Below are 17,539 nucleotides of genomic sequence, written 5' to 3'. Positions count from 1 at the left end.
GACCCCGCCGGGCCAGGCCCGGCGGGGTCCGTCGCGTATCACGCGGTCTCGAACTCGGTGACCAGCCACTGCACGCCCTGCCGCTCCAGCCGTACGGCGAGCACGCGGCTGCGCGGCCCGCAGTGGACGAGCAGGCACATCTCGATCACCCCGTCGCAGGGCCGTTGCACGTGGGGAAGGCCCGTCAGGGGCGGCCGCTCGGCGTCGATCATCTTCCCGGCCCGGACCAGTTCGCGGTAGGCCCGCTCGGTGAGCCGGTCCTGCACGGTCTCCGGCGGTCTGCGGCCCGCCAGGATCTCCGCGAGCGCCTGGCCGAGCCCCCGCAGGCGGCGCTCGTCCGTGGGCGTCCCCGTACGGCGCGGGCTGGGGGCCAGGGCGAGCGCGCCGTACGTGCCGGGACGTGTTGTGACATGGCCGCCGCCGTCACGCTCGTCGTAGGGAGGATCGGCAGGGGGGACGGACGCGAGCCGTGGCAGGGGGACGGGCTTGGGCATCGGGGACTCCGCTCTCGTTCGGGACCTGACGCCTAATAGAGGTTGCGGTCACCAGTCCTGATACGGGAAACGCCAACTTTGCCGAGTCGCGAGCCTTTGTGCCGCCGTTCGTCCGGGAAGATTCCTTCGGGTTGGCGTGACCAGCCGCGAATTCGCGCACGGGCTGATCGGCAATTAGCGGCATCCGCAATGGCGGGAAACACAACAGGGGCGCCCGGGATCACCGGGCGCCCCTGCTCCCTGAGAGGGGGACCTGACGCGTCAGGCGCGAGCACGCGCCGTGTCGGCGCTCTCCCCGGAGTCCACGTCGGGCTCCGGTTCGCGACCGGGCGTCATGATGTTCAGCTTCTTGATGAGGAAGCTGAAGACCACGTAGTACAGGAAGAAGTAGACGACGCCGATCAGCATGATCAGCCAGAAGTTGTGCGTGTTGTCCTTCGTCGCGTTCAGGGCGGCGTCGATCGCACCCGCGGAGAACCCGAAGCCGAGGCGTCCGTCGAGGGCCGCGACCACGGCCATCGAGACGCCGGTGAGCAGCGCGTGCGCCGCGAACAGGACCGGGGCCACGAAGATGAACGCGAACTCGATCGGCTCGGTGATGCCGGTGACGAACGAGATCAGGGCCGTGGAGATCATGATGCTGCCGATGGCGGCGCGGCGGTTCGGCGGCGCCGCCCGCCACATGGCGATCGCGGCGGCCGGCAGGCCGAACATCATGACGGGGAAGAAGCCCGCCATGAACGCGCCGGCGCCGTCCTGCCCGGCGAAGTAGCAGTTCAGGTCGCCCGTGGCGTGGGTCGCGCCGACGGTGCACTCCGGCACGGTGAACCAGACGATCGAGTTGACGAAGTGGTGCAGGCCGAAGGGAATGAGACCGCGGTTGACGATGCCGTAGATGCCCGCGCCGACCGTGGAGTTGCTGGCGAGCCAGTCGCCGAAGTTGGTCAGGCCCTGCCCGATCGGCTGCCAGACCAGGCCGAAGACGACGCCGAGGACGAGCCCGGCCAGCGCGGTGAGGATCGGCACGAAGCGGCGGCCGCCGAAGAAGGCTAGGTAGGCGGGCAGCTTCGTCCGGTAGTACCGCTGCCACAGGACGGCCGCGACGAGACCCATGAGGATACCGCCGAGCACTCCGGTCGGGTTGGCCGCCGCGAGGTTGAGCGCCTCCGCCGGCTTGCCGTCCGCCCCCACGAGCGTCTGGGCCACCTTCTTGTGCACCGCCGCGTCCGCGGAGGCGTCGAAGAACATCAGGTGCGTGACCCGGTCCCAGACGAGGTAGCCGACCACGGCCGCCAGTGCGGTCGAGCCGTCGGCCCGCCGGGCGAAGCCGACCGCGACGCCGATCGCGAACAGCAGCGGCAGCGCGTCGAACAGGGCGCCGCCCGCGCCACCGACGACCTGTGCGATCTTGTCGAGTGTCGCGTTGTCCGTACGGCCGAGCAGGTCGTCCTGGCCGATCCGGAGAAGGAGGGCCGCGGCGGGCAGCGCCGCGATCGGGAGCATCAGGGAACGGCCGATGCGGGACAGCGCGGTCATCACCGCGTTCTGGTTAGAGGGTGCGGCGGGCAGGCCCGCGTCGGCGGAGGTGGAACTCATCGGGTGTTCCTCCAGGGGGGTGGGGGAGAACAGGGAGGAGTGTCAGAGTCTTCTGGCCGGGGCTCCGAGGAGCGTCCGGAGCTGGTAGCGGTCGGCGCGATAGGTGGAGACGCCGAGTTCGGCGCACACCCCGCCGGCGAAGGACCGGCGCTGCAGCAGCAGCACGGCCCCGCCCCGGGGCAGTTTGAGCAGGTCGGCGTCGCTCGGATCGGCGAGCCCGCCGTCGATGGTCAGCTCCCCGGCGTCCATCACGAGCCCGTAGCGCGACTCGAGCAGGGCGTACAGGGATCGTCCGGTCAGGTCGTAGGCATCGAGATCGGGTGCGAGCGCGACCGGGATGTGGGCGCGCTCGATGCTCAGCGGTTCCCCGTCCGCCGTGCGCAGCCGCTCGATGAAGTGGACGGCGTCTCCCGGCTGGATGCCGAGCTGCCGTGCGAGGTGGGCACTGGCCCGGACCACCCGCCGGTCCAGGTCGCGGGAGCCCGGCTCCATGCCGCGCGCCCGCATGTCGTCGGTGAAGGAGGTGAGTTGGAGTGCCAGCTCGATCTTCGGGCGGGCCACGAACGTGCCCTTGCCGGGGACCCGGTGCAACCGGCCCTCGGACACCAGGTGGTCGACGGCCTGCCGTACCGTCATACGGGACAGGTCGAAGCGCTGGCTCAGGTCACGTTCGGAGGGGATCGCCGCGCCGATCGGCAGCTCGTTGTTCTCGATGAGGTCGAGCAGGATTTCCCGTAGCTGGAAGTACTTGGGCACCGGGCTGGCCGGATCGATCTGGGCCACTGATCCCTCCCCTCTCGCTCTGGATCGTCCGAATAAGTTAAGGTTCTTACTGGTCTAGTCCGGACTAGACCACAGCCGGGAAATGTGTGTCAATGTATGGGCCGGCGACGGATCGATAACGGACAAATCTCGCCAAGCAGAGGATGATCATCGATGACGACCAGGATGCGCGGTGAGATCGCCGAGCAGCCCGCGGCGATCCGGGCGACGCTGGACGCCCTCCTTCCGAGGACGGGCGAAGTCGAGGCGGTCGCGCGCGGCACCCGCCACCTGCTGTTCGTCGCCCGCGGGACCTCGGACAACGCGGCGGTCTACGGCCGCTACCTGATCGAGGCGCGCGCGGGCCGGATGGCGGCGATGGGCGCCCCCTCGGTCGCCACCACCTACCGCTGCAGGCTCGACCTCGACGGGGTGCTGGCCGTGGGCCTGTCCCAGTCCGGCCGTACGGAGGAGATCGTCGAGACCCTCCAGTGGGCGAAGGACTGCGGGGCGAAGACCGTCGCGATCACCAACGGCGGCGAGGAGTCGCCGCTGGCCCAGGCCGCCGACCTCGCGCTGTGCACGCTCGCCGGCGAGGAGAAGGCCGTCCCGGCCACGAAGACCTACACGACGCAGCTCGCCGCGCTGGCCGTGCTCGCCATCGGCCTCGGCGCCGACGTGGACCCCGACGACCTGCGCAGGGTGCCGGACGCGGTGGAGAAGCTGATCTCCGACCCCGGCGACCTGGACGCCGTGGTCGAGGGCCTGGCCGACAAGCCCGGCGTCGTCGTGTCCGGCCGCGGCCTGGCGTTCTCGACCGCGCTGGAGCTCGCGCTCAAGCTCAAGGAGGCGTGCTACCTGCACGCCATGGGCCTGTCGTACGCCGACCTGCTGCACGGCCCGATCGCGGTCGTGGACGCCGAGACCCCGGCGATCCTGGTGGCGGCGGGTCAGGGCCCGACCCTGGCGGGCACGGTCGCGCTGGCCGAACGCGTCACCGGCGCGGGCGCCGCCGCCTTCGGCGTCGGGGGCGGCGAACGGCTCGCCTCCGCCTCGACCGCCGCCCTGAACGGTCCGGACCTGCCCGAGTGGGTGGCTCCGCTGGGACTCATCGTCCCCGGGCAGTTGCTCACCGAGGCGCTCGCGCGCAGGCTCGGTATCGACCCCGATTCCCCCCGCGGTCTGAAGAAGGTCACGCAGACCGACTGAACGACAGACCGGCTCAACTACAGGAGGACCCCCATGGCTGCAGACGCCGAGGCGATCATCGCCGGGCTCGGTGGCGCCGACAACATCATCGAAGTGGAGCCGTGCATCACCCGGCTGCGTACCGAGGTGCACGACGCCTCGAAGGTGGACCAGGCCGCGCTCAGGGCGGCGGGCGCTCACGGAGTGATGGCGGCGGGCAACGTCGTCCAGGTCGTGGTGGGCCCGGAGGCCGACACCATCGCCAGCGACATCGAGGACATCATCGGCTGAACCGGGAGGTCGCCGCGGGTCCGCCGCTCTCGGGCGGACCTGTGACGACGCCTGCCCGGATCTCAGGGAAGGGCTCTTCATTGACGACTGTTCTCGCGCCGGTCGCGGGGGCGGCCATCGGCCTGGCCGCCGTGCCGGACCCCGTGTTCTCACAGGCGATGGTCGGCCCGGGGACCGCGATCGATCCCCTCAGGGAGCCCGTCGAGGCCCTGGCCCCGATCAGCGGCACGATCGTGAAGCTGCACCCGCACGCGTACGTCGTGGTGGGGGACGACGGCAGGGGCGTGCTGGTGCATCTCGGCATCGACACCGTGCAGCTCAAGGGCGAGGGCTTCCGCCTGCTCGCGGCCGAGGGGGACCGCGTGAGCGCCGGGCAGCCCGTCGTGGGCTGGGACCCGGCGGCGGTCGAGGCCGGCGGGCGATCGCCGGTCTGCCCGGTGGTGGCGCTCGACGCCGTGGCCGGCTCGGTGGGCGAGGTCGCCGAGGGCGGCGTGCACGCCGGCGACCCGCTGTTCGAGTGGTCGTGAGCTCAGGTGATGGAGGCCGCGCTCTTCGACCTCGACGGCACCCTGGTCAACACCGAGATCCGCAGCCGCGCCCTGTGGCGGATGTTCCTGGACGACCACGGCATCACCTACGACGAGACGCTGTTGCGCCGCGTCATGGGCCGCCGCGGGGTGGACGTCATCCCCGAGGTGCTGCCCGGCATGGATCCTGAGGTCGTGATGGAGGAGATCCGCTCCTACTACGACCATCCGGACCTGCCCGACATCGTGCCGGTCCCGGGGGCGGCAGAGCTGGTGTCTCAGGTCGCGGAGCAGGGGGCTCCGCTGGCCCTGGTCACCTCGGCCCAGCGATGGTGGGCGGTGGAGCGGCTCACCGAGATCGGCGTCGTGGAGGTGGTACGGACCATCGTCTCCGCGGAGGACGTGGCCGTCGGGAAGCCCGACCCGTCCGGCTATCTCATGGCGGCCGGCCTGCTCGCGGTGGACCCTGCCAAGTGCGTGGTGTTCGAGGACTCGCTCGCCGGGATAGCGGCGGCTCGGGCCGCGGGTATGACCTGCGTTGCGGTGGCCACCACACATCATCCGGATGAACTGTCGCACGCGGATCTGGTAATACCCGATATGTCGGGTATTGACTGGCCCTTGACGGAACTACCGGCGGTCTAGACCACCGCCGCAGGAGGAGGAAACGTGGCCGAACGCACAGTCAGCGTCGCGTCCGAGGTCGGGCTGCACGCCCGCCCGGCGGCGACGTTCGTGCAGACCGCGGCGAAGGCGCCCTTCGACGTCACCATCGCGAAGGCGGGCGGCTCGCCGGTGAGCGCGAAGAGCATCCTGTCGGTTCTGGCGCTCGACGTACGGCAGGGGGAGTCGATCGTCATCAGCGCGGAGGGCGAGGGCGCCGAAGAGCTGCTCGACGAGCTCGCCCAGATCGCCTCGGCCTCCTGACGCCAGTGGACGGGCAGGAGAAGACGGGGACGACGGCGGGGGACGACAACGGCGCGCGGTCGCTGGCGGGCACTGTGCTTGCCGGTACTGTGCTTGCCGGTACTGGGGTCAGCCCCGGCGCCGGGTACGGCCCCGCCCATGTGCTCGCGGGTGAGATCCCCGAGCCCGACAAGGAGGCGCGCCACGACGGCGACGCCGCCGCCGAACGGGCCCGCGCCGAGCGGGCGGTCGAGGAGGTGGCGGCCGACCTGGAGGCGCGCGGCGCCAGGGCGGGCGGCGAGGCCCGGGAGGTGCTCGGCGCGCAGGCGCTGATGGCCCGCGACCCCAGCCTGGCCGTGGAGGTCGGCGAGCTCATCGACCGGGGCGTGGCCGCGCCGCGCGCCGTCTTCGACGCCTTCGGCAAGTATCGGGACCTGCTCGCGGCGGCCGGCGGTTACCTGGCCGAACGCGTGGCGGACCTCGACGACATCCGCGACCGGGTGATCGCCGTGCTCACCGGCCTGCCCATGCCCGGCGTGCCGGCCAGCGCCGCCGAGCCGTTCGTGCTCGTCGCCAAGGACCTCGCCCCGGCCGACACCGCGCTGCTGTCGAAGGACGTGGTCGCCGCGTTCGTCACCGAGCAGGGCGGGCCGACCAGCCACACGGCGATCCTCGCCCGCTCGATGGGCGTGCCCGCCGTCGTCGGCTGCGCCGGCGCGACAGCGATCGCCCCCGGCACCCCCGTGCTGGTCGACGGCGCGTCCGGGCAGGTGCTGCTCGCGCCGGACCCGGCCCGCGTGGCCGAGGCGCGCGCCGCCGACGAGGCGCGGCGGGCGGTGCTGTCGGCGGCCACCGGCCCCGGCGCGACCGCCGACGGCCACCCCGTTCCCCTGCTCGCCAACGTCGGCGGGCCCCGCGACCTGGAGAGCGCGCTGGCCAACGGCGCCGAGGGCGTCGGCCTCTATCGCACCGAGTTCCTCTTCCTCGACCGCGAGACCGCGCCGTCGGGAAGCGAGCAGGAGGAGGCCTACCGGGCGGTGTTCGAGGCGTTCCCGGAGGGCCGCGTGGTGGTACGCACGCTCGACTCCGGAGCCGACAAGCCGCTGGCGTTCCTGCCGCCGCCGGAGGAGGAGCCGAACCCGGCGCTCGGAGAGCGCGGCCTGCGCATGTTCCGTCGCTATCCGGAGATCATGACGGCCCAGCTGGGCGCGCTGGCCCGGGCCGCCGCGGGCGTGCCGGCCAAGGTCCAGGTCATGGCGCCGATGGTGGCCACCGTCGAGGAGGCCGAGTGGTTCGCCGAGGCCTGCCGTACGGCGGGGCTCGACGGCGCGGGGATCATGATCGAGGTGCCGTCGGCGGCGCTGCGGGCGGCGGACCTCATCCGGGCCGTCGACTTCTTCTCGATCGGGACCAACGACCTCACGCAGTATGCCCTCGCGGCCGACCGCCAGGTCAGCGCCGTCGCCGGGCTGCAGGACCCGTGGCATCCGGCCGTGCTCGACCTGATCGCGATGGCGGCCTCGGCCGCCTCCGGGGCGGGCAAGGGCTGCGGGGTCTGCGGCGAGGCCGCGGCCGACCCGGTGCTCGCCTGCGTGCTCGTCGGCATGGGGGTCACCTCGCTGTCCATGGGCGCCCCCGCGCTGCCCTGGGTGCGCGCCGCCCTGTCGCGGCACACGCTCGCGCAGTGCCGCGCGGCCGCCGCCGCGGCGCGCTCGGTCACCTCGGCGAACGCCGCGAAGGCCGCCGCCCGCGCGGAACTGCCGGGCCTGGACGCGCTCGCGCTCTGACAGCGCACAGCAGGGCCGTGACCGGGTTCCTGGCCCGGTCACGGCTGGGCACGGTTACGGTAAAGAACGTGCCACGAATCAGACACGGTGCCGTCATGCTGGCCCTCCTCGTGACCGGATGCTCGTCCGGCATCGGTGCCGAGAGCCCGGCGCCCTCGCCGCGCGCGTCCGCGCCGGCGTCTCCAGTGGCGTCCCCGTCCCTGCCCCTGTCGCCGTCCCCGTCGCCGCCGCCGTCGGCCCGGCCCTCCGGTGGCCAGGCCGAGCGGACGCTCGCGGCGATGAGCCTGCGCGACAAGGTCGCGCAGCTCTTCACCATCGTGGTGTGGGGCCAGAAGGCCGGGGCGGCGAGCAACGAGAACGAGGCGCGGTACGGCGTGGGGACGCCGGCGCAGGTCGTGGAGAAGTTCCGCCCCGGCGGGGTGATCCTGTTCGACTGGGCGGGCAACGTCTCCGGCGCGGACCAGGTGGCCGCGCTCACCACCGGCCTGCGCGAGGCGGCGGCCAGGTCCGGCGAGGCGCCGCTCATGATCGGCGTGGACCAGGAGAACGGCCTCGTCTCCCGGCTCAAGCCTCTCGTCACCAGGTTTCCCGGCGCGTCGCAGATCGGCGCGACCGGCAAGACGGCGAACGCGCGCGACGTCGCCAGGGCGACCGGTGAGGAACTGCGCGACCTCGGCATCTCGCTCGACTTCGCGCCGGTCGCAGACGTCAACATCAACCCCCGCAACCCCGTGATCGGCCCCCGCGCGTACGGCTCCGACCCGGGGAAGGTGGCCGAGATGGTCGGGGCGGCCGTCGACGGCTTCCACGCGGCGGGCGTGGCCTCCGTCGCCAAGCACTTCCCCGGCCACGGAGACACCTCGGTCGACAGCCACACGGGCCTGCCGGTCATCACGCACTCGAAGACGCAGTGGCGGGAGCTGGACGCGCCGCCGTTCCGCGCGGCGATCGAGCACGGCGTGGACGCGATCATGTCGGCCCACGTGGTGATGCCGAGGCTCGACCCCTCGGGCGACCCCGCGACGCTGTCCCACCGCATCCTCACCGGCCTGCTCCGCGAGGAGCTCGGCTTCGACGGCGTGATCAGCACCGACGCGCTCGACATGGCCGGGGTGCGGAAGAAGTACGGCGACGCCGAGGTCGCCGTGCGGGCCGTCCTCGCCGGGGCCGACATGCTCCTCATGCCGCCGAACCTGCCCAAGGCGTACGACGCCGTCCTCGACGCGGTGAAGTCGGGCCGGATCACCGAACGCAGGATCGACGAGTCGGTGCTGCGGATCCTGCGGCTGAAGGACAAGCGCGGCCTCTTCGGGCCGATCAGCACCGACCCCGGCGCGCTGAAGTCCGCCGCGCACCTCAAGGTCGCGGAGCGCGTCTTCGCCGCGGTCAGGTGAGGCGCGGCGGGCCGGACGGGCCGGGCGGCCTATATTTGAGGCACGTCGGCTGGGAGGCGCGGTGCTCAAGGGTGTGCTGATCGACTGGGGCGGGGTTCTGACGACGAGCCTGGCCGAGTCCGTCGCGGAGTGGATCGAGGCGGACCGGATCGACCCCCGGCACTACCGCGAGGTCATGCGCGCTCTGGTCACGCAGGCGTACCGGGCGGGCGCCGAGCCCGGCGCGGAGAACCCGATCCACGCGCTGGAGCGGGGTGAGATCCCGGTCTTCGAGTTCGAGCGCGCCCTGGCGGCCCGGCTGGTGACCCTCGACGGCGGACCGCCGGAGGCGGACGGCCTGCTGGCCCGGATGTTCGCCGGTTTCCGGCCGGTCGAGGAGATGAACGAGATGCTGCGCCTGGCCCGCGCGGCCGGTTTCGGCACCTGCCTGGTGTCCAACTCGTGGGGCGACCACTACTCGCGTGAGGGCTGGGAGGTCCTCTTCGACGCGGTCGTCATCTCGGGCGAGGTCGGCATGCGCAAGCCCGAGGAGCGGATTTTCCGGCACGCGCTCGGCCTGCTGGGGCTGGAGCCGGGGCAGTGCGTGTTCGTCGACGACATCGAGGCGAACATCCTGGCGGCCCGCACGCTCGGCCTGGTCGGCGTGCACCACACCGGCCCCTCGGAGACCATCGCCGAGATGGAGCGCCTGTTGGGCCTGTCTTTCCGCGAGCCCGGCGCCGCCGCCCGTCTGTAGCCTGAACCAGAGATCGAAGTCGAGGAACGCATGCGCGTGTATCTGCCGTCCACGATTCCCGCGCTGGCGCGCGTCGTCGCCGCAGGGGAGCTGGGCCCGGCCCCGCTGACCGGCTTCGCGGTCACCCCCGCGTTGATCGAGTGGTATGTCTCGGGTGACACCGAGGAGCTGGAGTACGTCGCGCTGACCGAGGCCGCCCGGGCCTCCCTGCGCATGCTCGCCGCCGACCGCGAGGACGGCGTCGAGGTGGCCGCCCGGCGGGTCGTGATCGCGGCCGAGGTGCCCGACGAGACCGTGAAGACCGGCGCCGACCTGGAGGAGCGCGCCCGCGTGCGGGTGCTTGAGCCGATCCCCATGCGGCTGGTCGCCGCGGTCCACGTGGACGACGACGGCGCCGCGCCCGACGTGGAGGCGGCGATCGCCGCGCTGCCCGCCGCCGACGGCGGTGACGACGACGCGCGGTTCGTCGTGGACGGCGCGGAGGACCACGAACTGCTGTGGTACGCCACGCAGGAGATCCCGGATCTGCTCACCTGACCCGCGGAGTTCATGGAGTTGTCACGCCCGGCGTCTAAGCTGGAGGCGAGATGACACACATTGTTTGGGACTGGAACGGGACGCTCTTCCACGACATCGACGCCGTCGTCGGCGCGACCAACGAGCTCTTCCAGCCGTACGGCCTGGGGCCGTACGACGCGGAGGGCTTCCGCGAGGTGTACACCCGCCCCATCTGGGTGGCGTACGAGCGGATGCTCGGCCGGCCGCTCAGGGAGGGCGAATGGGAACTGCTCGACGCGGGCTTCCACGAGCACTACCACCGGCTGATGGAGGCGTGCAGCCTCGCCGAGGGGGCGCTGTCGAGCCTGCGGGCCTGGGACGAGTCGGGCCGCACGCAGTCGCTGCTGTCCATGTGGGGCCACGAACGGCTGGTCCGCAAGACCGGCGAGTTCGGCATCGACGGCCACTTCACCCGGATCGACGGCTCGCGATCGGCGACCGGCGGCCACAAGGCCGAGCACATGGTGGAGCACCTGCGCGCGCTCGGCCTCGACTCGGCGAAGGTCGTCGTCATCGGTGACAGCGTGGACGACGCCCACGCGGCCCAGCACGTCGGCGCCCGCGCCATCCTCTACACCGGCGGCATGACCAGGCGGGCGGAGCTGGAGGGCGTCGGGGTCCCGGTGGTGGACTCGCTGGCCGACGCCCTCGACCTCGTCTGATCAGCGGGCCTGGCGTTCCTCCTCCTCGCGTTCCATCTCCCGCAGCCACCGGGGCTTGGCCCTGCGCGGCGGCCGGTAGAGCCGCTTGACCGCCACAGCCCCGAAGACGAACGACGCGAAGAGGAACAGGCCCATGATCGCGTCCCAGGTCTCCTGGCCGGAGACCCGGGTGTAGGCGAGCATCACGGCCCACATCGCGAGCATGACGGCCCCGGGGAGCTGCGCGAACGGCAGGTTGCGCAGTTCCTTCGGGCTGTCGGTGTCGAAGTAGCGTGCCGCCCAGGTGCCGCCTGGCCCGCTGCGTACGAACCTGACGTGGTTGACGAAGCCGAGGATCGCGAGCAGGGCGGTGGCGAGCACCGCCCACACCGGCGCGTGCGGGTAGCCCACGACCTCGGCCGCGTAGGTCACGGCACTAGCCAAAGAGACTCTTCCATCCCTTCTTGATACCCGACCCGATCGACTTGACGGTGTTCACCACCGGCTTGCGCATGTGGTCGTACGCGGCGATCGCGGTGTCGCCGACGACGCCGCCGACCATACCGCCGATGTACGCGCCCGCGGCACCGCAGACGGCGGCGAGCACGACGCCGGGGCTGCACGCCGCCGCGCCGATCGTGGCGCCCGCGTAGGCGCCGCCCGCCACGGCCGCGCCGCGGATGCCCGCCCGCGCGACCTTCTCACCGGTGTTGATGTCCTTGCCCGCGTCGTTGTTCCACTGGGTGAGCGCGCCGTCGGCGAAGGTGGCGACGACCCCGAACCTGCCGACGAACTTGCCCGCCTTGCCGAGCCGGCCGCCCCACTTGATGCCGCGCGCCTCGACCCGGTTGGCCTTGGCGTCGTACCACTTGCCGAGCCCCTGCCACAGCCACTTGGTCAGCCAGTTGCCCTCCGGATAACTGACCGACTTGAGCTTGTAGATGCCGGCCATGACGCGGCGGCTCTCCTTGAAGTTCTCACCCCAGGTCGTGAGCATGTCGGCGGGGCCGCCCAGTCCGTACGCCAGCCAGCCCAGGGCGGTGAACTTGCGTGGGTCGACGCTGGCCAAAGTGTTGCTCTTGACCGTGGAGCCGAAGCTCGGGCCTGAGCGGTGCGGAGCGCCGCCACCACCGCCACCGCCACCGCCGCCACCACCGGTGTAGCCGCCGCCACCGCCGTGGCTCCCGCCGCCGCCGTGGTTGAGGATGGCCAGCAGGGCCCGCAGGAGCGCCAGCAGGATCGCCAGCCAGCTGCCCCAGAACTTGCCGTCGGGGTCGGTGAACGTGACGGGGTTGTTGCCTGCGTAGGCGTAGCCGTTCATCTGCTGCGGGTCGTGCGGGTCGATGATCGGGTCGACGCTGACGAACCTGCCGGTGGCGGGGTCGTACTCGCGGGCCCCGAGATGGGTGAGCCCGGTCGACTCGTCCACGGTGCCGCCGACGAAGCCCTTCTCGCCCGGCCAGGAGCCGGGGGGCGATCCCCGCAGCTGGCCGAAGGGCTTGTACCTGCGTTGCGTCAGCGACTGGTTCGCCGCGTCGATCGCCAGCTCCGCCGTGCCGTTCTGGTCGGCGGCCAGGAACTTCACGCCCGAGGTGGTGCGCACCGCGACCGTCACGGTGTCGTGGGTGTAGTACCTGGTCGCCTGCACCTTGGCGGTGGCCTTGTCCAGGCGCAGCTCCATGCCCGGGAGGTAGAGCGTGGTGCCGCCGGGGTCGCGCCTGATGAGCCGGTTGCCGTCGGCGTCGTACAGGTAGGAGGTGACCTTCGTGCCCTCGGTGACCTTGGCCAGGTGGCCCTCGACGTCCCACTCCAGACTCTGGGCCGTGGCACCGATCGTGCGGCCGGTCGTGTTGCCGGTGTCGTCGTAGGCGTAGGACTCGGTGCGGGCGCCCGCACCGCCGGTCTGGGTCACGCCGGACAGCGCGTGCGGGTGCGGCGAGCCGGGGGCCGGGTAGTCGTAGGTCCGCGTCGTGTCGGCCGCGCCGCCGACGCCGTGCTCGACCTCCTTCGTACGGTTGCCGGTCACGTCGTATCCGAACGACTGCCAGTAGGGCGCCACGCCGCCGATGACGCTCGCGCTCGGCGACCCCGCGCACGACTGGGTGCCCTGCGTCCAGGCCTCGGTGAGACGGCGTAGGTAGTCGTAGGCGAAGCACTGGGTGTCGGTGCCGCTGCGGGACACGTCGGAGATCGAGACGACGTTGCCCACCGCGTCGTAGGTGTAGGTGGCGTTGCGGTCCACGCCCGCCACGTCCTCGCGGTCCACTCGCGACGACCGCAGGCGCTGGGTGCCGTACTCGTAGGAGTAGGTGAACCACGTCTTCTTGCCGCCGGTCGACAGCTCGTACTGCTCGGGCTTGCCGGTGAGGCTGTGGATCGAGTCGGTGACGTACGGCGACAGGCCCGACATGGTGGTGGGCCGGCGCAGGTCGTCGTAGGAGTAGACGACGGTCTCGGCCGGCAGGCCGCCCGCGTCGGGGTAGGTGGCCGACTGGACGGTGCCGTCCAGCTTGTAGCGCGTGTCGAACACGTAGCTGCCCGCGAGCGCGCCCTCGGCGGACGGGATCGTCACGGTCGTGCGGATGGCCCGGTAGAGGTTGTCGTAGGCGTTGAACGTGGTCGTGTACGCCTGGCCGTCGGCGTACCTGGTGGCGCTGGACGCCTGTCCCTTGCGCACGGTGTCGTAGGTCCACGACGCCAGCAGCGGGCCGGTCGCGGAGCCCTCCCGGGTCTCCGTCCTGCGGCCCATCGGGTCGTACACGTTGAAGATCGTCTTGCCGCGTGCGTCGGTGGTGGTCAGCACGTGGTCGAGGTCGTCGTACGTCGTCTTCGTCGTCCCCTTGTCGGGGTCGCGCACCTCGATCTCCCGGCCGCGCAGGTCGTAGAAGTGCGCCCAGACGTTGCCCGCCGGGTCCTTGACGGTCGAGAGCTTGCCGGCGGGCGTGTAGGTGTAGGTCGTCCTGTCGTAGTCGCCGGTGGGGGAGTCGCCCCTGTACTGGCGCAGTTCGACGATCTGGTCGCGCGCGTCGGTCAGCGTCGTCACCGGCGTGTCACCGGTCGGCGGGTCCACGGTGACCCTGCCGCCGCCGTAGCTCGTGACCGTGCGCCACTTCTCCTTGGTCTCGCCGTTGCCGACGAGGAACCGTTCGAGTGTCACCCGGTTGCGGCCGTCGTAGTCGAACACCTTCTGCGACTCGACGTCGCCCTCGTACGCGCCGAACAGCTTCGTCGAGGGGGCCTCGGTCGAGTAGTACTGGCCGTACTCGCGGGCCACGTTGCCGCGGGAGTCATAGAACTTGTCGCTGACCAGCCGGCCGCCGTCCGGCCCCGGCTCCTGGGTCTGGCGCAGCCGCAGCCGCCCGTCGTACAGCTCGTACGTCGGCGGGGTCTGGCCGCCCTCGGCGTCCAGCTTCTTCGTGCCGATGGCGACGATCTGGCCGTCCACGACGCGGTAGCTGAACTCCAGGTTCGGCGTCTGGCCCGCCGCCTTCGACCGGTCGGGCATCCACACCTTCATGAGGCGGCCGAGCGCGTCGTACTCCAGGTCGGTGCGCTTGCCGTTGGCGTCGATCTTCACGGTCTCGAACCCGTACGCCGGGTCCTTCTCCTGGCTGGTGACGTGGGCCGTCGAGGCGTCGCCGGGGACCACCGGCGGGCCGGTGACCTTCACGCCCGTGTTCAGCCCGCCGGTGTCGGTGTAGGCCGTGGTCGTGACGTGGCCGGCCGCGTTCCTGGTGGTCAGCTCGCGGCCGTAGGCGTCGTACGTCGAGACCTCCTTGGCGACGTACGTCGCGGTGGTGCCGTCGTGCGCGGCGATCGTCTCGACGCGGGTGATGTCGCCCTTGGTGGGCGCGGCCCCGAAGGCGCCGTTGTCGTAGAAGGTGCGGTCGTCCTCGACGACCTGCTTGGACCGGTCGGGGGTGGCCGAGCACGCCACCGCGACGGTCTCCACCCTGGACGGATATTTCAGCATCCAGGCCTTGGTGTTCTGGGCGTAGGTGGTGCGGGTGCACCGGTCGTCGGCGGCGGTGGACAGGTCGCCCTTGTCGTCCACCTGGGTGGTGAGGCCGGCGACGGGCTCGTACTTCGTGCCGCTCTCGGTCTCCCGCCAGCCGCCGCCGTCCATCGCGGTCCAGGTGTGCGTCTTGGCGACGTTGACGATGTTCGCGGTGACGGTGCCCCAGCTCCGGGTGCGCTTGGCCGTCTCCTGGTACCAGGGCGAGTTGACGGTCTTGACCGCGACCGCGCCGTCCACGCCCTCGTATTCGGTCCGCTTGAGCTCGAACCCCTGCAGCGGGTCCTCGTCGACCACGCTGCCGCCCTCGCCGTCGGAGACCGTGACCTTCTTCGTGCCGCCGCTCGGCCCGGCCCGGTCGCCGTTCATCCCGCGCAGGTAGCGCGTCTCGACCTGGGACCGCAGGTCGTTCCAGCCGCCGGTCCGCACGCGTACGCGGCCGTAGCCGCGCCACTGCGACCAGGTCTTGTACTTCTCCTTGGTCATGCCGTCGTCGTCGTCATAGTGCCAGGCGGCGCCGTCGAGGTACTCGTACGTCGTCAGCGCGTCGGGGGACCCGCCGGTGCGGTCGGTCTGCACGACCTGGGTGACGACGTACTTGTGGAACCAGTCGGTGATCGGGTCGTCATATCCGGCGGGCGTCCACTTGACGGGGAAACAGCGCCGGGTGTTGGTCTCCGGCGTGGGCAGCGAGCCGAGCGCGCAGTCGGCGTCGGAGTAGTTGACGTCGATCTGCCCGCCCGACTCGTCGTAGATCGCCCCGAGGCGGTACTTGACGAACGGCGCGATGTCGTCGCCCTGCTTGTCCACCCGGTTGGGCAGCTGCACGTGGTTGAAGGTCACCGAGGGCAGCGCCACCGGGCTGCCGGTCGCACGACCGGTGTGCGTGATCGACTTCACCAGCAGGGCCTGGTCGATGTCCGCGTCGCCCCACAGGTGGTCGATCGCCCAGTTGTCGACGTCGCGGTAGGTGCCGTCGGCCTTGATCACCTGTGTGGTGACGCCGGTGAGCCGCTTGCGCGACCAGAACGTGGGCGCGAGCGTGCCGTGCGTCGCCTTGCACTCGGTGCCGGCGTTGCAGTTCAGGTCGTACGGCACGTCCGGCCACTTCGTGGGGTTCGAACCGATCTTGCTCGGGTCGCAGTCGAAGGCGTCGGTCTTCAGGCACCGCTCGGAGACGCCGAACACCACGCGCGCCGGGGCCTTGGCGGTGAACAGCGTGTCGGAGCGCTGGCCGTACTCGATGCGGTCGAGCCAGCCGCCGCGCACGTACGGCGTCTCGTCCTCGGGCTTGAGGTTGCGGCCGTAGTGGTTGCCCTCCTGCTGGTAGTAGTACGTGATGGCGTTGCCGCGCGGGTCCACGACGTAGTCGAGGTTCCACTGGTAGGCCTGCTGGCACCACGAGGCGGCGAAGGTGGAGGCGTGGCACGGCTCGTTCGCGTCGTTGCCGAACACGGGGTGCGTCCAGGCCGACTTCGTCTCCGGCTTGCCGCTGCTCCACCCGGGCAGCCGGTTGAGCCCGAAGAAGAACTGCACGCCGTCGGGGGTGGTGAGCTTCCAGTACTCCCCGTCGTCGTCCCCGTTGGCCTTGGCCGTGTCCTTGAGGCGTTCGACGCGGGTGCCGTCGTCGTTCTTCATCCGCCACGTGCCGTCGGAGGCCTGGATCAGCTCGCCGCCGCGCCCGTTCCAGCTGATGACGGCGTTGTCGTACGCCCAGCACTGGTCACCGGGCGGGGTGCCCCACTGGTCCTTCGGCGCCCCGTCGTCCGCGCAGGGCTTGTAGGCGCGCTTGATATAGCCGGGCCAGTAGTCGAAGCCCTCGCCCACCCACGACGGCTGGTTGTTGGTGTTGGACGTGCGGCCGTCCACCGCGCCGGAGGAGTAGCCGATCTCCACCTTGGGCGTCAGCTCGCCGGGGACCGGCGGCACCCGCAGGGGATACGACCAGGAGAAGTCACCCGACTGCTCGGCCACGGTCCAGGTGGCCGACGGCGACAGCTTGGTGGCCTTGTAGTCGCCCTTGTCGCCGGAGTCGCCGGACACGGCCGCCAGCACCGTCGCCCGCGCCGTCGCCCGCGCCGTCTCCTGTGCCGGGATCGAGGCGGTGAGCGTACGGTTCGCCGCGTCGTTGCGCGCGCGGACCGGTGTCTCCGTACGGCAGGCGGGCTGGTCGGGGGTGGTCAACGCGCAGGCGGGCAGGCGGACCAGGCGCAGCCGGCTGCCGTACGCGCCGCCGAAGTCGTCGGCGAGGGCCGAGTAGTCGACGGTGACACTCGACGCCCTGTCTCCGGCGGCCTCGACCGTGAACAGGGCGCCGTCGACGCCCGCGCGCTCGGCGGCGGCGCGGTCCATCATCCGTACGGCGGACGTGGGCCGCCGTTTGGCGGGGGTGCCCGCCGCGTCAAGCCCCGCCGGGTCGGGGCGGCGGGGCTTGACGCCCAGCGTCTCGCCCCGGACCACGCGCTCGGCGCTCTTCACCTCGGGGCGTCCCGCGTCGGGGGCCGCCGCCTGCGCGGGCGGGGCGACCAGGGACGCGGCGACGGTGGCAAGCGCCGTGACCGCGGCGACCCTGCGTCTGAACCGCTGCCTGAACCGCTGCCTGAACCTTTTCGGGTGGGGGAACCCGTTCATGCGCAACCTCCCG

Annotated in this window: 15 protein-coding genes; 10 read left to right on the top strand and 5 right to left on the bottom strand. The window is 71.6% G+C overall.

The window, feature by feature from the left end; genetic code table 11:
* Positions 1–38: 38 nt before the first annotated feature.
* The 3 genes from ABZ857_RS00615 to ABZ857_RS00605 form a co-directional block, all read right to left on the bottom strand.
* The gene (locus tag ABZ857_RS00615; RefSeq protein WP_357035195.1) at positions 39–494 is read right to left on the bottom strand and encodes an Rv3235 family protein; all 456 of its coding nucleotides are present in this window, start codon (positions 492–494) and stop codon (positions 39–41) included.
* A gap of 261 nt (positions 495–755) precedes the next feature.
* Complete coding sequence (locus ABZ857_RS00610) at positions 756–2,090, bottom strand: PTS transporter subunit EIIC (RefSeq protein ID WP_357035192.1); 1,335 nt, start codon at positions 2,088–2,090, stop codon at positions 756–758.
* Positions 2,091–2,132: 42 nt separating this feature from the next.
* The gene (locus ABZ857_RS00605; protein WP_193202539.1) at positions 2,133–2,873 is read right to left on the bottom strand and encodes a GntR family transcriptional regulator; all 741 of its coding nucleotides are present in this window, start codon (positions 2,871–2,873) and stop codon (positions 2,133–2,135) included.
* Between the two features lie 153 nt (positions 2,874–3,026).
* Here ABZ857_RS00605 and ABZ857_RS00600 point away from each other — a divergent pair, with 153 nt between their 5' ends.
* The 10 genes from ABZ857_RS00600 to ABZ857_RS00555 all read left to right on the top strand — a co-directional run bounded on the left by ABZ857_RS00600 (position 3,027) and on the right by ABZ857_RS00555 (position 10,901).
* The gene (locus tag ABZ857_RS00600; RefSeq protein WP_357035189.1) at positions 3,027–4,061 is read left to right on the top strand and encodes an SIS domain-containing protein; all 1,035 of its coding nucleotides are present in this window, start codon (positions 3,027–3,029) and stop codon (positions 4,059–4,061) included.
* 33 nt (positions 4,062–4,094) lie between these two features.
* Positions 4,095–4,331: a PTS glucose/sucrose transporter subunit IIB gene (locus ABZ857_RS00595; RefSeq protein ID WP_079313268.1), complete on the top strand. Its 237-nt coding sequence runs from the start codon at positions 4,095–4,097 to the stop codon at positions 4,329–4,331.
* An 80-nt stretch (positions 4,332–4,411) separates the two neighbouring features.
* Positions 4,412–4,858 carry a PTS glucose transporter subunit IIA gene (locus ABZ857_RS00590; protein WP_357035185.1) on the top strand — a complete coding sequence of 149 codons (447 nt, stop codon included), beginning with the start codon at positions 4,412–4,414 and terminating at the stop codon, positions 4,856–4,858.
* 9 nt (positions 4,859–4,867) lie between these two features.
* Positions 4,868–5,503, top strand: coding sequence for an HAD family phosphatase (locus ABZ857_RS00585; protein ID WP_357035182.1), 636 nt, complete (start codon positions 4,868–4,870; stop codon positions 5,501–5,503).
* 24 nt (positions 5,504–5,527) lie between these two features.
* A complete protein-coding gene (locus ABZ857_RS00580; RefSeq protein ID WP_357035179.1) occupies positions 5,528–5,785 on the top strand; it encodes an HPr family phosphocarrier protein in 258 nt (85 codons plus the stop codon).
* Positions 5,786–5,874: 89 nt separating this feature from the next.
* A complete protein-coding gene (gene ptsP / locus ABZ857_RS00575; protein ID WP_357036200.1) occupies positions 5,875–7,551 on the top strand; it encodes a phosphoenolpyruvate--protein phosphotransferase in 1,677 nt (558 codons plus the stop codon).
* 68 nt (positions 7,552–7,619) lie between these two features.
* A complete protein-coding gene (locus ABZ857_RS00570; protein ID WP_357035176.1) occupies positions 7,620–8,945 on the top strand; it encodes a glycoside hydrolase family 3 protein in 1,326 nt (441 codons plus the stop codon).
* 61 nt (positions 8,946–9,006) lie between these two features.
* Complete coding sequence (locus tag ABZ857_RS00565) at positions 9,007–9,681, top strand: HAD family phosphatase (RefSeq protein WP_357035173.1); 675 nt, start codon at positions 9,007–9,009, stop codon at positions 9,679–9,681.
* 30 nt (positions 9,682–9,711) lie between these two features.
* Positions 9,712–10,218, top strand: coding sequence for a hypothetical protein (locus ABZ857_RS00560; RefSeq protein WP_357035170.1), 507 nt, complete (start codon positions 9,712–9,714; stop codon positions 10,216–10,218).
* Positions 10,219–10,268: 50 nt separating this feature from the next.
* Complete coding sequence (locus ABZ857_RS00555) at positions 10,269–10,901, top strand: HAD family hydrolase (protein WP_357035168.1); 633 nt, start codon at positions 10,269–10,271, stop codon at positions 10,899–10,901.
* Here ABZ857_RS00555 and ABZ857_RS00550 read toward each other — a convergent pair whose 3' ends face one another.
* Entirely contained in the window at positions 10,902–11,324 is a 423-nt protein-coding gene (locus ABZ857_RS00550) for a hypothetical protein (protein WP_357035165.1), read from the bottom strand.
* Positions 11,317–17,526 carry an RHS repeat-associated core domain-containing protein gene (locus ABZ857_RS00545; RefSeq protein WP_357035162.1) on the bottom strand — a complete coding sequence of 2,070 codons (6,210 nt, stop codon included), beginning with the start codon at positions 17,524–17,526 and terminating at the stop codon, positions 11,317–11,319. Before ABZ857_RS00545 ends, ABZ857_RS00550 begins: the two co-directional genes overlap by 8 nt.
* Positions 17,527–17,539: the final 13 nt, after the last annotated feature.

The sequence above is a fragment of the Microbispora sp. NPDC046933 genome, from assembly GCF_040644635.1.
In the GTDB taxonomy this organism is placed as follows: domain Bacteria; phylum Actinomycetota; class Actinomycetes; order Streptosporangiales; family Streptosporangiaceae; genus Microbispora.
Note: the sequence above shows the minus strand (reverse complement) of the source record. Positions and strands in the feature narration are given on the sequence as shown.

Coding starts and splice junctions, on each gene's coding strand:
- ABZ857_RS00615 (WP_357035195.1), bottom strand. CDS start 494: ATGCCCAAGCCCGTCCCCCTGCCACGGCTCGCGTCCGTCCCCCCTGCC.
- ABZ857_RS00545 (WP_357035162.1), bottom strand. CDS start 17,526: ATGAACGGGTTCCCCCACCCGAAAAGGTTCAGGCAGCGGTTCAGGCAG.
- ABZ857_RS00555 (WP_357035168.1), top strand. CDS start 10,269: ATGACACACATTGTTTGGGACTGGAACGGGACGCTCTTCCACGACATC.
- ABZ857_RS00595 (WP_079313268.1), top strand. CDS start 4,095: ATGGCTGCAGACGCCGAGGCGATCATCGCCGGGCTCGGTGGCGCCGAC.
- ABZ857_RS00560 (WP_357035170.1), top strand. CDS start 9,712: ATGCGCGTGTATCTGCCGTCCACGATTCCCGCGCTGGCGCGCGTCGTC.
- ABZ857_RS00585 (WP_357035182.1), top strand. CDS start 4,868: ATGGAGGCCGCGCTCTTCGACCTCGACGGCACCCTGGTCAACACCGAG.
- ABZ857_RS00600 (WP_357035189.1), top strand. CDS start 3,027: ATGACGACCAGGATGCGCGGTGAGATCGCCGAGCAGCCCGCGGCGATC.
- ABZ857_RS00610 (WP_357035192.1), bottom strand. CDS start 2,090: ATGAGTTCCACCTCCGCCGACGCGGGCCTGCCCGCCGCACCCTCTAAC.